The 16,067-nt window shown below is 42.7% G+C and carries 16 protein-coding genes; all 16 read right to left on the reverse strand.

The annotated features are described in order from the left end of the window. Positions 1-22: 22 nt before the first annotated feature. Positions 23-2,077 carry a sulfatase-like hydrolase/transferase gene (locus tag HRQ63_RS24035; protein ID WP_172247687.1) on the reverse strand — a complete coding sequence of 685 codons (2,055 nt, stop codon included), beginning with the start codon at positions 2,075-2,077 and terminating at the stop codon, positions 23-25. A gap of 168 nt (positions 2,078-2,245) precedes the next feature. Continuing rightward, positions 2,246-3,406: a UDP-4-amino-4,6-dideoxy-N-acetyl-beta-L-altrosamine transaminase gene (gene pseC, locus HRQ63_RS24040; RefSeq protein WP_172247688.1), complete on the reverse strand. Its 1,161-nt coding sequence runs from the start codon at positions 3,404-3,406 to the stop codon at positions 2,246-2,248. Between the two features lie 18 nt (positions 3,407-3,424). Then, a complete protein-coding gene (locus HRQ63_RS24045; RefSeq protein WP_172247689.1) occupies positions 3,425-4,261 on the reverse strand; it encodes a TylF/MycF/NovP-related O-methyltransferase in 837 nt (278 codons plus the stop codon). A 58-nt stretch (positions 4,262-4,319) separates the two neighbouring features. Further along, positions 4,320-5,273, reverse strand: coding sequence for a dTDP-glucose 4,6-dehydratase (locus tag HRQ63_RS24050; protein WP_172247690.1), 954 nt, complete (start codon positions 5,271-5,273; stop codon positions 4,320-4,322). Position 5,274: 1 nt separating this feature from the next. After that, the gene (pseI, locus tag HRQ63_RS24055) at positions 5,275-6,321 is read right to left on the reverse strand and encodes a pseudaminic acid synthase (protein ID WP_172247691.1); all 1,047 of its coding nucleotides are present in this window, start codon (positions 6,319-6,321) and stop codon (positions 5,275-5,277) included. Continuing rightward, positions 6,322-7,380, reverse strand: coding sequence for a UDP-2,4-diacetamido-2,4,6-trideoxy-beta-L-altropyranose hydrolase (gene pseG / locus HRQ63_RS24060; protein WP_172247692.1), 1,059 nt, complete (start codon positions 7,378-7,380; stop codon positions 6,322-6,324). A 1-nt stretch (position 7,381) separates the two neighbouring features. Further along, a complete protein-coding gene (locus tag HRQ63_RS24065) occupies positions 7,382-8,059 on the reverse strand; it encodes an HAD family hydrolase (protein WP_172247693.1) in 678 nt (225 codons plus the stop codon). After that, entirely contained in the window at positions 8,056-9,006 is a 951-nt protein-coding gene (locus HRQ63_RS24070) for an ATP-grasp domain-containing protein (protein WP_229714337.1), read from the reverse strand. Before HRQ63_RS24070 ends, HRQ63_RS24065 begins: the two co-directional genes overlap by 4 nt. Positions 9,007-9,030: 24 nt before the next feature. Next, positions 9,031-9,759, reverse strand: coding sequence for a cytidylyltransferase domain-containing protein (locus HRQ63_RS24075; RefSeq protein ID WP_172247695.1), 729 nt, complete (start codon positions 9,757-9,759; stop codon positions 9,031-9,033). 17 nt (positions 9,760-9,776) lie between these two features. Further along, positions 9,777-10,775: an SDR family NAD(P)-dependent oxidoreductase gene (locus HRQ63_RS24080; RefSeq protein ID WP_172247708.1), complete on the reverse strand. Its 999-nt coding sequence runs from the start codon at positions 10,773-10,775 to the stop codon at positions 9,777-9,779. After that, entirely contained in the window at positions 10,769-12,562 is a 1,794-nt protein-coding gene (locus HRQ63_RS24085; RefSeq protein ID WP_172247696.1) for a motility associated factor glycosyltransferase family protein, read from the reverse strand. Before HRQ63_RS24085 ends, HRQ63_RS24080 begins: the two co-directional genes overlap by 7 nt. Positions 12,563-12,682: 120 nt before the next feature. Beyond that, positions 12,683-13,051: a hypothetical protein gene (locus HRQ63_RS24090; protein ID WP_172247697.1), complete on the reverse strand. Its 369-nt coding sequence runs from the start codon at positions 13,049-13,051 to the stop codon at positions 12,683-12,685. Beyond that, positions 13,051-13,434, reverse strand: a complete 384-nt coding sequence (fliS, locus tag HRQ63_RS24095) for a flagellar export chaperone FliS (protein WP_172247698.1) — start codon at positions 13,432-13,434, stop codon at positions 13,051-13,053. The genes HRQ63_RS24090 and fliS overlap by 1 nt, the downstream gene beginning before the upstream one ends. Before the next feature lie 20 nt (positions 13,435-13,454). Beyond that, complete coding sequence (fliD, locus tag HRQ63_RS24100) at positions 13,455-14,957, reverse strand: flagellar filament capping protein FliD (protein WP_172247699.1); 1,503 nt, start codon at positions 14,955-14,957, stop codon at positions 13,455-13,457. A 32-nt stretch (positions 14,958-14,989) separates the two neighbouring features. Continuing rightward, the gene (locus HRQ63_RS24105; RefSeq protein ID WP_172247700.1) at positions 14,990-15,352 is read right to left on the reverse strand and encodes a flagellar protein FlaG; all 363 of its coding nucleotides are present in this window, start codon (positions 15,350-15,352) and stop codon (positions 14,990-14,992) included. 164 nt (positions 15,353-15,516) lie between these two features. After that, positions 15,517-16,067 (reverse strand): flagellin (locus HRQ63_RS24110; RefSeq protein ID WP_172247701.1); only part of this gene is annotated, 551 nt, incomplete at its 5' end.

Raw genomic sequence — 16,067 nt, forward strand, 5'->3', positions numbered from 1 at the left:
CAAACCCTTTCATCGTTTAAAATCAATCTATTTTGATATGAGATTTGATATGATTCCAGATGTATTCTTCATAATAATTAGATTTCTCTAAGAACTGCTCTGTTTCGTCTTTATTGCTGTTGATATTTATTAACTTGGTCGTGTAATCGTTAATATTGATTAGACCGTTAGTCGATAAATTTTCCTTATTCTCGAAATGGAAAATATGATTCTTGTCTGTGATAGCCGCTTTATAGGTTTGGCCTGGGTGAATAGCTTCAGTAAATGCAAAATTTCTTTCTTCCGGCCCGCCAAATTTCTTAGGAAGACGTCCTTGAATTGCAGAAGGGATTTCGATACCTGCTTCATGCAAAAGTATCGGAAGCAAGTCGATCAGTTCGATAAATTCCTCGGTTTCTCCGGAAACGCCGGATGCACCTCGGATCATCAAAGGCACTCGACGCCGACTTTCGCTCAACAAAAAAGATGTTTCTTCCAAAAAAGATTGACCATGATCCGAATTCAACACGATTAAAACTTCGTCCTCACTATACTGTTCGTCCAAATAATCGTAAAGACTTCTCAAGTGGAAGTCGATTCTCTTTATCTCTTCTAAATATCTCTTATGCTTATGCTCATCATAACCAGTCAAAACCGTAGTTGTCCCTTTAGTCGTTTGGTTGGCTCGTTCAGCGATAGGAATTTGAGCTTGAACAATAGGATTCAATTCGACTTCGTCCGGCACATGATGGACATCAGCAATCGAGATCCATAACATTTGATTTTTTCCTTTAAATAGTTCGAGGTGCTCAAGCGTCTCGGAAATAATTTTACTACCGTCTGCGATTCCTCCGCCAAAATTCTGATACAAAATCCTGTCGAATCCTTTGTAATAACCATGCTCCGGCGTGACTCTCCAATCTCCGCCTATTTGAGCAGTAAAGTATCCGGCTTCTTTAAAATACTCCTGCATCATTTTGTTCCGCTCCGCGAAAGGATGGATAAGTTCGGGATGAAATACTCCATGTCGTATCGTGTAGTTCCCCGTATACATGCTTGCGACACTAGGAAACGTCCATTCGCTGGTTGCGTAACAATTTGTAGCGATGATCCCTTTAGAAAAATAAGAGTGCGTATACGGCATGAAAGATTCCCATTCATTTTTTTGCAGAAAATCAAAAGATAAACCATCTATGAAAATATTTAAAATCAGTCGTTTAGCTTTAGGTGCATCTTTCAAATAAATAGGATTTCCTATAAAAACAGGTTTATTGGAATTGATTTTCAATCTTCCTGAATTGTTGAACTTCAAATAATGATAACGCTGGAAAGGTAATTCTTTTTGAGAAAAAGAATAAGATTTCTCATTCTCCTTCAGACGAAAAGTTGTTTCTTTTTCTAATAAAGATACAGGAATTACAGCCGAATCTTTTAAGTTGAATACGGTTTGTCCGCTAATCTCTTGACCTTTCAAAGTCTCGGTCATTGCCAAATACCTTGTTGAATCATCTACGTTTTCTAACAATACACACTTATATAAATTTGTCATATGCTCTTCCGAAGTTCCTTTTTGCCGCACTTGACGAATCAAACTTTTTTTATTTTTATCCATCGGAAAGTAACGCTCGTCCTGCTCGCTCATGATTCGATTTGCTTTAGCTATTATCTTCGAGTGCTTCATCGAATTGCCTTTATACAATTCCGCCAGCTCTCCAACCATTCGATTTATGTAACTTTCTGCTAACCTTTTGTTAGACTCGCCAGAGTACTTCAAAGCTTTTAAGTAACTGTACAAAGCTTTATCTTTTTCTCCAAGCATTTCTTGTGTTAAGCCTAAATTAAACTGGAGATCAAAGCTAAAAGGATATTTCAATATTCCTTCTTCCAATACTGATTTCGCCGTTACGTATTGTTGTTTTTGAAAAAAAATATTACTCCAAAAAGAAACTAAAGTGACGTCTTCGTTCAATTTTTTATAATCTTCTACTAAAGATTCGATTAAAGTTATATCCATGCTTTTCTGAAAAGATTCTTGAATTTTTTGGTTAACTTTGTGTAGTTCCTCATATTTGTTACGAATAAATCCGCTGCTTTGCATGCTTACATCTCCTACTTTTAAGTTAAATAATCCTTTTTCTAATATCGGAATATAGAGGTGTTAATATTAATAGTAAATTCATACGAAAATTTCATATAAACAAGAAAAAGAACTGCATAGAAATATTTTGAAAACATTTTCTAAACAGTCCTTTTATATTTTTTCAATTCACATTTCATTTATGGCTTCTTTGATGCATGTCACGACATAGTCTATATCTTGTTCTGTCATTTTAGGAAAAAGGGGCAGAGTCAAGCAGTTTTCGTAGTAGCTCTCAGCATGGGGACATAATCCTCTATGATATCCAAGATTTTTGTAATAGGGTTGTAAGTATACCGGCATATAATGAACATTGACGCCGATGTTCATGTCCCGAAGTTTTTGAAAAACATTCTTTCGATCAGGAATATTCAACTTGGAGTCAAGTTGAATAATATACAGATGCCAACTTGAAGAAGCATCTGCATGTTGAGAAGGCAATATAACGCCTGGAGTATCCGCTAATTTAGCAGAGTACAAGTCAGCTAAAATCTTTCTTTTCTCAATAAAAGCATCTAATTTATTCATTTGAGATGTACCCAAAGCAGCTTGAATATCTGTCATACGATAATTATAGCCAAGCGACTGCATTTCGTAATACCACGGACCTTCATTTGATATCAATTCTTGTGGGTCCCGTGTCATACCATGATTTCGAAACTGTAGCAAGCGGCGATAAAAGCGTTCGTTATCAGTCACGATTATTCCGCCTTCGCCTGTCGTTACATGCTTGACCGGGTGAAAACTGAACATGGTCATATCTGCCCATGTTCCGACCTTGCGTCCCTGATATTGCGCACCGATAGAATGTGCTGCATCTTCGATTACGATCAAGTTATGCAATCGTGCGATTTCCTGGATACGGTCCATTTCAGCCGGTTGTCCGCTGAAGTCGACAGGAATGACGGCTTTGGTATATGGCGTCAATTTCAATTCAATTTCGTGCGGATCGATATTATAGGTTACGGGATTGATGTCCGCGAATACCGGGGTTCCGCCCTGATACAGAATGCAGTTACTGCTCGCCAAAAATGTAAGCGGAGTAGTAATAACTTCATCGTTTGGACCGATTTCGGCTGCGAAGCATGCAGCGTGTAGCGCTGCCGTACCATTCGCGAAAGCCACTCCGTAACGAGTACCTGCATAATCGGAGACTTTTCGCTCGAATGCTTCAATAGCAGGACCTTGCGTGATGAAATCACCTTTCAACACTTGTACCACAGCCTCAATATCTTCTTCATCCAGCCATTGTTGGCCGTAAGGCAACATTTTTTCTCTTTTAATAGACATTTTCGGTCGGTCCTCCTCCTATTTTACGAGAACTACGCTTCCGCAAAGATCGTTAATCGGCACATATCTGATCTTATTGACTTTACAATAACTTCTTACCGCTTCTTTCACTCCAAAAAAACGGCTATTGTTATAGTCGTGAATAAAAATGTATCCGCCCTCTTGTAGGCGAGGATAAAAATATTTAAGTCCTTCCAAAATAGGCTGATACAGATCCACATCGATGCTTACGAATGAGAATTTTTCTTCGAGATTCTCCGCGGTTTCGGGAAAATATCCTTTTCGCACGATGCAGTTTTGCGAAAAAGGCATGCGCTTTAAAACAGACTCTACATCGGTATCCTGAAATTCTCCTACTTGGGCATTAGAGAAATGGTGTTTCACATCATACGACGTATCCTTTTCGCTGAATCCTTCGAACGTGTCGAATAAATAAAAGGGGCGGTCCGGAAATACAGCATTGATGTATGCCGCAAAATCTCCTTTATACACCCCTAGCTCCGCTATTGCTCCCTTCACTTCGAATTCCTTGATTTCGTCCGCCACTTGTCGAAGCATAGCGATTCTGGAATCGAACATCATATTGTGGTAAGCATCTATAATTTTATGAGGGGGTACTCCGCTTTCCTCTACCAATTGTTTGGATACCTGATCTCCGTAAATATTGCTAATGACGACATAATCATAATCCCATTCTTTGATTTGTACGGGAGAAAGAACCGGTTTATTTAGAAAAGATTTCCCTTGTTTTGTGGTATCATTATCTACAAAAGCTATGATTTCAAAACCGTTTGTCAAAGCAGATTTCGCGCGAAGTCCTCCGTCACCTGCACCAAAAAGAATAACTTTTTTCATCGCAATCATTCCTTTCATTAGCAAGTTATTGACTATTTTATTCAAATTGAACGTAAAACTAAGCAAGTCCTCCGTGCTTAATCCACTGTCGCGTGCGCCGTATGCCTTCTTCCAACGAAACTTCTGCCTCCCAATCCAACAAACGTTTGGCTTTAGCAGAATTACAAAGCAACTTTTGAATCTCGCTTTGAGGATGAATATGTTTGACGTGTTGGATACGATCTTTGTCGCTTGCGATCAGCAGTGCTAACTCGTTTACGGATATATCCTTACCCACACCCGCATTAACGATTTCTCCGTTCACTTCATTATTAAATCCGGCAGCGACAACAAACCGCGCGCAATCTTCTACGTAAAGAAGATCTCGCGTCTGAGTTCCTTCTCCATAAATATTAAGCAGGTTGCCCTCTAAATCGTTTTTAATGAAAATAGCTACGACTCCGCCTTCTCCGCCCGTTTTTTGAAAAGGACCATACGTGTTAAACGGACGAATGACCACGGCAGGCAAATCGTAGGCGTAATAATAAGAAAGCACCATATTCTCCGCGCTGATTTTGGCCCCCGCATACGGGGAAGCTGGCTTGATAGGATGAAGTTCATCAATTCCGCCTTCGTTGATGCAACGATCGTATACCATGCATGTACTCATGAATACAATCTTGGTGTTATGCTTTTTGCATTGCTCTAAAATATAAAAAGTCCCCACCGTATCATTGTTAAACGTAGTACGCGGATCATCGATCGAATCCTGAACGTTGATCGACGCTCCCAGATGGTAACATAGATCAAAAGCATGCTGAGTAAATAATTTTTTCAAAAGATTCTCGTCCAAAATCGTACCTTGAATAAAAGCTTTCAAATTAGCATGATTTTTAAATTCATCAATATTGCTTTCGCGTCCATTGGATAAGTCGTCCAAAATCCAAACATTGTGTCCTTCATTCAATAATTCTTTAGCTACCCAACGGCCAATAAACCCGGCGCCGCCCGTAAGCAAAATGTTTTTGTTCATTTCAAATAACCTCCCAAGTCAACGGCGTGCCTTTGATAACGTCTTTCGAAACGGTACGTCCGAGCAATTCATCCAGATATTTGGTAGGCAAACCCATACCAGGACGAATGGCCTTAATATTTTCTTTAGTCAATACGTCGCCTTTTTTCAAATCTTTTGAAATATATAATGAACGTCGATGCTTAAGCGATTCACGCTCTCGGTCAGTAACGCCGTAAGTAATGCTGCCCAATGCTTTCCAAGCACGTTCCGTCTCGACCACGAGTGCCTTCAATTCCTCCGGCTCGAGCGAAAACGCAGAATCGACTCCTCCGTCAGCTCTCCGAAGGGTAAAATGCTTTTCGATAACTACCGCTCCCAGAGCCACTGCGGCTACGGAAACTCCGACCCCCATCGTATGATCCGACATGCCTACTGTACAATTAAACAACTGTTCCAAATGAGGTAATGTTGAAATATTCGTATTTTCCGGCGTTGCCGGATACGTGCTTGTGCACTTCAACAAAACTAAATTTTCACAACCGGCCGCTCTTGCCGCCCGAACCGATTCATCAAGCTCGGCAACCGAGGCCATGCCCGTAGAAATAATAAGCGGCTTTCCCGTAGCCGCTACTTTGCGGATCAGTTGAATATCCGTGTTTTCGAATGACGCAATTTTATAAGCAGGCACGTTTAATTCTTCTAAGAAGTCTACGGCCGTTTCGTCGAACGGCGTGCTAAACGCCAACATCCCCAGTTCACTCGCCCGATCAAAGATAGGTTTATGCCATTCCCAAGGCGTATAGGCTTCCAAATAGAGATTGTATAATGAGTTTCCCTGCCAAAGACTATTGCTGTCTTGAATGAAGAAATCTCCCTCATGGATGTCAAGCGTCATCGTTTCTGCCGTATATGTTTGGAGCTTCAAGGCGTCCGCACCCGATTTTGCGGCTTCTTCAACGATTTGTAGCGCTCGCTCTAACGAATGATTATGGTTTCCCGACATTTCGGCAATAACAAACGGTTTATGATTTTTCCCGACCCAACGATTTCCGATTTTAAATTCCAATCATAGCGCCTCCCTCATTATTGTAACTACAGGATGTTCTTCGTTTTGATATAACGGCTGCATGATTTTAAAGCAATTTTCACTCATTCGAGCATTTTTATCCGGATGTTTCAATCGTTCGCGTAAAAATTGCAACAACGTCTCTTGCGAAACCTCATGACTTAGACCCAGATTCCAAATCACTTCTTTGCGCGCGGCTTCTTTGACAGCTTCGATCTGATTTTCGGCCACGATAATTACTCCCGCGGGAACTCCCATGAAACAACGCTCCCACATTGTAATGCCGCCTGCGCCTATTGCAAGATCGATAGAACCCAGTAATTTTTCCATTTCTATGTGAGCGAAATAAACGGCATTCTCCAGCTGTTCGCACCGATGGCGAATTTCCTTTTCTCTCAGGTTGGAGGGGCCGCCTATAATGTAAAAAAAGAATTCTTTCAATTCATCATTATGTCTGGACAACATCTCTAATACTTTGGTAATTTCGTCAGTCGGATCACTTCCTCCGAAATTTACCATGACCTTTTTGATTTCGCGTCTGACTGTCGGAATTTCTTGGCGATAAAACTCGGGCTTTAAAAGCAGATAGGCAGGCCCCAAAAGGGCTCGACTTGCATAGGGAATCAGTCCTTCATACCGACTTTCCAGATTCGGATACAGGTTTTGATCGAGCAACACATCACAATCATGCAAGCGATCCGCCAAATCGTCAATTACCAATATGAATCCTACATAAGAACGCACCTTTTTCTCCCAAGACGATCCGATTTGATAATGATCGATTACCAACCATTTCGGATGCAGGTCTTCCAATAAAGCTGCCACTTCTTCCGCATCTTTTTTGACGTGAAAAACGGATCCGCCTTCGCTTTTCAATAAACTCAAAAAGAATCCTTCGCGTAAAATCATATCCGACAGTTGTTCGGGAAAGTCGTAATTGCACAAGAAATGAATATGGGCGTAAAATGGTTTCAGCATACGTCCTAAAGTAAAACATCGCATGAAATGCCCGATCCCCATAAGAGGAGAAGCACTGACGCGGAAAACAATACGTTCCATATCAGAATCCCTCCTCCCACTGTCGAATCACCTCAAAGATCTCGGTCAGCTTTTCAATCGAAACCTCTGCTTGATGAGTATCGAAAAAAGGCAAATCGTAAAAGGCGCCTTGGCGAATTTGAATAGTCCGGATTCCTAAAGGTTTTATTCCCACAAAATCTTTATTGGGGTTGTCTCCCACGTAAACCATTTGCGAATATGGTACTTGTTCCGCTTCGGCGATTTTCAAAAAGCAATAAGGAGACGGTTTAGAATGGATACGTCCATAACGATAAGTAATGTACGATTTTTTCACTTTCCGATCTAAGTCCAGCGCACGAATCTTATTCGCTTGAACGACTTTATTTCCGTCCGTCACGATATATACAGAATCGTTTTTCAATTTCTCCAAAACTTCTTCGGCTTCTTTAGACAAGTGTATATCCGGGCTGTGCAAGCGATAAATCGATATGCATTTCCGGACGTTTTTCGAAGAGAAAATTCGATATTCCTTGAGCAACTTATTAAAAACGGCGCCTCTGCCTTCTTTCTCAAGTACATGTAACATAAAAGCGTAAGCCTCTTCCGAATTTACGTTGTACATTTCGGATAAGTAAGCTGCTACGGAACGAAACCCGCTTTTCACGAATTGTAATTCGTCATACAAGGTATCATCCAAATCAAATATAAAAACTTTCATAAAATTAAGTCCTCCGCATAACGGATCATCTTCTTCTCTTGACCGGATCGTTCAAAAAGAAACTTCTCTACAGATTCGTTTGCTGATTCCATAATAAACCACCGAAAACTATCCAGACCCATTGCGATGCTCAACGTTGAAGCGCCTCCGAAACGACAATTGCACTCGATCAAATGGACCTGATTATGGTGATCGACTATAGCTTGGAAAATTACGTGTCCCCTTAAATTCAAGACTTCGGCTGCCTTCATGCATAGCTGTTCCAATACAGGGTGAGCTTTTGACGACGTGATTTGAGATTCTCCGTGCACCACTTTGTCACGTCTTCGAACCGATGCCCCTACAGCCTCGCATTGCGAACTCATATACACGTCAATACTATATTCATCTCCTGAAATCATGGGTTGAAAAATAGGATCTTTCATATAAAGGGCATGTTCGACCGCGGCGGCCGGAGTCAATCGCAATCCGATACCCGCGGAAGCGGCACCGTACCGTTCTTTAACGACCCACTCCGAAACGGATTCAGGCTGCCGCACGTCCAAATACGTAGGGATTGTAGGCAGGCCTTTATCGAAGAGCGTTTCGTGAAAAATTAATTTATCAATGCATGCGCGTACGCCTTCAGGCTTCGAAATCATCACCGAAATATTGTTTTTTTTGAATTCTTCATAAGCATTCGCAAAAAATAGCAGTTCGCCGTCGCGGCTGGGGAAAATGACGGAAATATTTTCTCTTTTGCAAAAAGCGATTAAATCTTCAGATTGCATTTCAGAAAAATCAGGAGATTTCCAAAAACGGTCCACGAAGTACATGGCCACGCAATCATCAGACAAATCAGCCCCGTATAATAAAGCGGGAGAACCTATTCGTTCGATCGCTGATCTCACTGCCTTAATCATAGGAACTTTTTTGGAAATGCTTGTAACCAATATGTTCGTTTTCAACACCTCCTGCATGATGATTTCGCGCTACTCTCCTAGTTTTTTTTGCTGGACTTCGGCATTGATCAGCGGCCATTCGGGATTTTCTTGCAACACTCGATAAACGTCTTCCCAATAGAAAATTTCGCCTTTGTATAAAACTTCATATATTTTACGAATAAGCTCCCAATCTTGAGGAGTATCCAATGTCAAACGAAAACGCGATTCGTCCTTCTGATTGGAATAAGTCCGGAATGTAAAAATTTCGGGGTGTTGATAAATATAAGGCGTTACATGCTCCCGCTCATATTCAACCGTCGCTTCGCGATGCGATTTTTCCAACGCCGCAAAAGTAAAGATTTCCGTATCTAACCCTCTAGGAAACGTATTGCTCAGCCCACTGCTGGAATAATCGCAAATTTCGGCCAAAAAATCTTGGATTACAGCTTCTGAAATCAGTGGATCCAATAACGGACAGTCCGATGTAATCCTTAAGATCAAATCCGCCTCCATTTCTTTGGCAGCGTAATAATACCGATCCAATACGTTGCGTTGACTTCCCCGATAATGTGACACACCGTATTTTTCCGCTTCGATACAAATCGCATCGTCTTCACCCAACGTTGATGTGGCAACTATTACATGAGTGACCGATTCGATAGCCTGACATCGCATAATGACGTGCCCCAATACGGTTCGATCTCCCAAAGTCTTCATTACTTTCCCAGGCAACCGCGTTGAACCCATTCTTGCCTGAATGATTGCCACGATTCTCATGGATATGCTCCTTTGGCTTATACTAATTTCTCGCTTTTAACCCATTCTTTGATCAGATCTTTCGAAATGGGATTCATCTCGATCGGACTGACTTGCACTGCTTCCGCAGCCTGTTGTTTTTTCTTAAACATAGCCGGTATGATATACATATTAGCCCGTTCCTCCGCAAGTAAGCGTTCGTCGTCAGTCATCAATTCTTCGTATCGTTTCTCGCCGGGTCTGAGGCCCATAGAATGGACGTCTACTTTTTTTTGAAGCCTGTATTTTTCATTGACCAGCTCAATCAAAATTTCCGCCAAATCCCCGACCCGAATTACCGGCATTTTCAGTACAAACACTTCGCCGCCTTGGGCCAGGATGTTGGCTTCCAAAATCAGCGCAATTGCCTGGGAGGGCGTCATCATATACCTGAGCATGTCGGGGTCAGTAACCGTAATTTTAGCATTCTCGATAATCTGCTTTTTGAACAGCGGAATAACCGAACCTCTCGATCCCATCACATTGCCAAATCGTACGGAGGAAAAAATAGTCGCTTTTGAACCCTTCTGATATTCGGCTGCCGAAATCAACCGCTCGGCCGTGAGTTTTGTAGCTCCGTACGTATTCGTCGGTGAAATTGCTTTGTCCGTACTTGTAAACAGCACTTTTTTTACATTGTTTTCGATTGCGGCCTGAATGACATTTTGTGTTCCAATCACATTGGTCTGCACGGCCTCGAAAGGGTTATACTCGCAAGAAGGCACGTGTTTCATGGCAGCCAAATGGAATACGTAATCGATATCTTCCATCGCCCGCCCTAATCGCTGTTGATCCCTCACATCTCCGATCAAAAAGCGCAACTGGTCTGCATGATCAGAGAATTCGATCGCCATTTCGTACTGCTTATGCTCATCCCTGCTAAATATGCGAATGACTTGAGGTTCTTCCTTAAGAAGTCTTTTAACCAGATGGCACCCTATCGTCCCGGTTCCGCCCACGACCAGAATTTTTTTGTCCTTGTATATGGAATTCAAAATTCGGCCTCCTTAGATTCGGCATGCTTGATGCGTAAAAGCGCTTCTTCAAAAATTTCGTTCAGGAACGGAAACTTGCTTTTAATGTCTTTTAACAATGTGCCCAGCACTTCGTATAATAGATCGGCTTTTTTGATCAAGTTTCGTTCCAATGCGATCAATGGTTGCTTTTGATCGAAAGCAGCCATTTCCCGAGGAGACACGCTCTCGTAAATAGGCGTAAACCAGTCCCTTTTGACGATTCGGGTCCATCTTTGTTGTATTTCCGCAATGGTATTTTGACACTTGACAGGTTTGGTGCGGCTTATCTCGCGAAGCGGACTCATTATTTTTAAAAGGGCTTTAATTTCATTTTCCACTTGCGAAAAATCGTTTAACGTAGCCTGAAGTTTGCTTTTCGTAAACTTGATTCGCTCCGAATTCGAATCTGTTTGAACAAGTTTCCCAAAAAGCACTTCGGCTTTGAACTCTTGATTGCGTACCGCTTCATGAACTTTTTCGATCGGTTCCCAGCTTGTTCCGGCCAAGGAAGCTCCGTTGCGTGTCGTATTGATAAATTCGAGATCGGGTAAAGATCTGAACAGCTTTTCGAGCGCGTCTTTCATGAACATGAAATTAACGTTGGTCTTGTTCATGCCTCCATGCACGTTGGGTATTTCTAATTGAGCGTTTTCCACCATGTTTCTAGTATCGTCGTCACCTGCGTGACTCACGCCGTCCGCATAAAATTTATCGCCGGGAAAAGACAAGTCCTGCCCCATCAAAACAATGCGGTCGGCTCCCATCCATACAGCAGCCTGAATAGCGGTTCCTACGACAGTAGGTGTAGGCGTCATTGCAACCTGATCATGATCTAAGCCCATATAATACTGCGTTATCGTATCGTTGCTCATCACCGCATGAATCTTGCCGTTTGGCTTACGATCTGTGATCCCGTAGTAGGAGGTCGAAGCATAGAGAAGAGGTCCTTCCAACGTCTCCGGCGCTTCGAATACTTTATCATTAATTACGCCTCCATCCAGAGTCACGGCCAAATGAGGCTTTATGCCGCGCTTTACGAGCGCTTGGATGCTGGAGCCTGCCGCCACGATAAAAGCATGCGGTTTAAAACGTTCGATCCATTCGATGTCTTGTTGAAGAGACGGACCGGAAGCGATGATAACGGCAGTCATGCCGGCATAAATCTGCTTTAAGCTTTCTATAGAAGGAGAATTCAGCATTCCTGCCATCTGATACATGCTGTTGCGAACCCAGTCCTTTTGAAAAAGTTCGTGTGTATTTTGGTTGGACTCGTAAGTATGGTTGTATTTTTGGAATTTCTCCCGCACTTCCCGCAAAACATCCATTTCCGATTCCAGGTAATGTCGTAATGCAACAAAAGCAAGTTCTCGATGCATATGCAGCGAAGCGATATAGAAAAGAGAATTCAATTGCTCTTTGCCGACCGCCAAATAATACAAGTTCGGATGATTAAAAAGAGCCGTCAAATCATAAGTCAAAATTGCCCGATAAAACTGATCGATATCCGGCTCATATGCCATAAGAAGCCGATCGGTATAATTCTCGATCAAATCCGCAAGCCCGAGTCCTTGACCGAATCCGTATACGAAAATGCATTCCGTATTTTCTACGGATTGTTTGACGGCTTCAAGCCACGGAAGATCCTGTTCGATCGGTTCGATGTATGCATTAGAATTTTCGCTCTCTACATGCGAAACCTTCTTCAATTCGCTCCATACGTGAGGAAACCTATTTTTAAGAACTGCAAGATTTAATTCGAGATTATTCAAGTTTCTACCACCATTCTGAAGTAGTCTTTTCTATACCTAATATATCGGATTTCATCCGATTTGAGTGAAGCTTTGCAAAAAAAATCCCCCTTTGGTCCGATATGGCCAAAGAGGGAGTCATTACTTGCGATGATCGAAAAACATGCTATTTGCTGCATAAGCTTGCTGATAAGCACCCTTTTGCACCTTAATCTTGCCTTGCTGCTCCATCCAATGCCCGGCTTCATCCTTCAGGCTTTGCATGCGTTGCAGAATAGGTTGATCGAATTTCAAAATGTAGCTGATCTGTTCCCGCTCCTGGTCCGTGATCTCCGATCGGGCAGACACGATACGTTCAGTCAATTGTTGACGAAGATCGGCAAAATGCTCAAAATCTTCTTCGTCCATCTCATCGAGCCTTTCGATCGTGCTTTCAGCCATGAATTGCAGCTGATCCAGAAGGCTCTTTACGGAAACTTCCGCCGCGTCTTTTACGGATTCTTCTATCATCAGACAGCTCCGGCCGCACCCGACATTTTGCTTGCTTCCACCCAAGTTTCGCGAAGATCCGTGATATACTCCAAAACTTCCTGAGATTTGGTCACGTCTTTTCTCACGTTGGATTCGATCAAGCAGTGCAGCATATATTCATACATCGACAACAAATCTTTAGAGATCGGATAGTCGAAGTTCAAAGACGAAATCAATTCGTGAATAATCGCTTGCGCTTTGCACAGATTATTATTAGCTTTCTCGTAATTGCGCTCTTCGATGCCTTCCATGCCTGCGCGCACGAAGCGAATCGCACCGTCGTATAACATGATCAGAAGCTTGGGCTTGGATGCGGTTTGCGCTTGAGCTTGCTGGTATTTCTGATAAGGTGAATAGATCAAAATGTACAGCCTCCTTTAAATTACAAACCTGCCAGACTGGACGACTGACTATTATATCGGTTAATGGACGTTTCCATTGCAGTGAATTTTTTAAAATAATTCGTTTCGATCCGATTTAGTTTTTCGGTCATTTCGCTGATTCTTCGATCGAGAGAAGTTAACTGCTCGCCCATAACGCTTGTATTCATGAACGACGCCGTCAAATCCTTGCTTGCTCTGGACGTACCTGCGGTGTCATACATGCGTTGCAAAGAACCCGTGGAAATTTTCCGCATTTTCGCCAACATTCCGTCTGTTTCCGTATATTTGTTGTTGGAAAAAGCTTTGGAATAATCCTGATTGAAAAAATCAGACACGGCATTCGGATTGCTTTGCAAAGTGGCTTTCAGTTTATCCGTGTCCAGTTCCAGCTTGCCTTTGGTCTGATAATTGCCGGTCGTGATGCCGAGCGACACCATGGAAAGCGTGCTCCCGTCAGCCAATTTGACGCCCTGCACCATAGCCGTGCGCATGCTTGCGACGGCATCTTGCAAAATGCTGTCGTTTTTGAGCATGCCGCTTTTAGCTTTGTCTGTCCATAACTTGGCTTCATCATCACTCATGGCTGCTCGTTCTTCGGTTGAAAGAGGCGTATATTTTTTATATCGTTCTTCGCCGACTTTTCCGTTAATTGAAGAAAGTACGTCGTTATAAGCTTCAACAAAGCTTTTAACCGAAGCTACAATCTTATCAGTATCATCAACAACATTAACTTTTGTCGTTTCTCCGCTTGGAGTAGCCGCATTCAATGTCAAAGATACGCCGTTAATGTCAAACGTATTGGTCGACTTCGTAACCTGCAGTCCATTAATCGTAACTTTTGCATCCACACCGTTTACGAATTTAAGATCAAATGCGTCTGCAAGACTTTTACTAATACCAAATGCTGTTGATGCAGGATCTGTAATTGATACTAGATTGTTTGAAGTTGTCCCATCCGCTTTTAGTGTTCCAGTTGTTTTAGAAGTAAAAGATATGCCATTTTTCGTATCATAAATAGCCGTAACTCCAGCGTCTTTATTGCTATTGACCTTTTTAACAAAAGAATCTATAGTTTCGTTTGCATCCACTGGTATAGTCGCATTTCCGACCCTAACATTTCCTGCTGCCACGCCAAGAGGAGCCGTCAAAGATTTTCCTGTTCCTGCGGTTTGTGTAACAGCATATGATGCGGAAGCCAGATTCGTAACGGATACATCAAACGCACCGCTTGCCGAAGATGAAGCTATTGCCGTAATTGCCGACGTGTTACCTGTAACGGTTGCCTGCTTGGATGTTAAAGTCGAAGAGTTTACTAATTCAGAGAGTTTTTCTTGAAATGTTACCATCTTGGTACTAACATCTCGGTAGCTCTCGCGCTTCCACTCCATCAGCTGTTTTTGTTGATTCATTTTTGTAAGCGGAGCTTTTTCTGCTGTCATCAATTTCTTGACCATCGAGTCGATATCCATTCCGGAAGCCATGCCTGTAATTCTTGTGACCATCAAAACCCCTCCTGTTAAATACTGTTATCGACTCAAACTCTTTTATCGACCAGAATCCCTGAAAACTCCATCATTTTCGCAACGACATCCAATATTTTTTCCGAAGGAACTTCCCGTATGACATCCCCGGTTTCTTTATTCAAAACCTTGATCATAATCGCATGCGTTTTCTCATGCATCGAGATTTCAAGAGACTTTTGAGGGCCTTGAATAGCTTGAATGGCTTTCTCGAGCTCCTGCAAAGACTGCTCTTGCGTTTGGTGAAGCTTGGGAATCGTAGTGATCGGAACCGCTTGGGCGGTAGCCATTGCTTCTGCCGAAGTTTCCCGTTTCGATAAAGAGGATTGTTGCATCGGAAGTGCCCCGTTGAAACCGGATTTTATGCTCGTATCCATAAGTATTCCTCCATTCGTCATCTTGCTTATAAGGCACATCCGTTCAGTCTATGCGTGATTGTTACCTTATATATCGGCATTTCCGCAAAAATATTTACCGAAATTATTAGAAAGCAAAAAAAAAGCTCCGCCGAAGCGGAGCCGTCGAAAAGGTTTTGTAACGATTAACGGAGCAGCGACAATACGCCTTGCGGCGACTGGTTGGCTTGCGCCAGCATCGATTGCGAAGCTTGCAAGAGAATGTTGTTCTTCGACAATGCGACCATTTCCTTCGCCATGTCCGTATCGCGGATGCGCGACTCGGATGCCGTCAGGTTTTCTACGGTCGTTCCCAGGTTGTTCGACGTGTATTCCAGACGGTTTTGTACCGCGCCGAGGTTCGCGCGCTGGGTTGCGACTTTTTCGATCGCCGTGCTGACTTGCGTCAGCGTCGTGGCCGATTTCAAACCGCTGAAGCCTGTAGTATCAATTTTGTTGATCGAGATTGTGAAGCTCGAATCGTCGGCTTGGATGCTGATGTTGGAATCGCCGGTTGTTTTGTTGATGTTGATGCCGTTGAACGTCGTTTTCGTCATGATGCTGTCGATCTGCGATCCCAAGGCGTTCAACTCGGCATTGATGTTCGACTTGTCGCCGTCACCGTACGTGCCGTTTGCTTTTTGCACGTTCAGTTCTTTCATCCGGCCCAGCATCGAGCTGACTTCGTTCATCGCGC

Origin of the sequence: Saccharibacillus endophyticus (assembly GCF_013185185.1) — a bacterium.
Taxonomy (GTDB): Bacteria; Bacillota; Bacilli; order Paenibacillales; family Paenibacillaceae; genus Saccharibacillus; species Saccharibacillus endophyticus.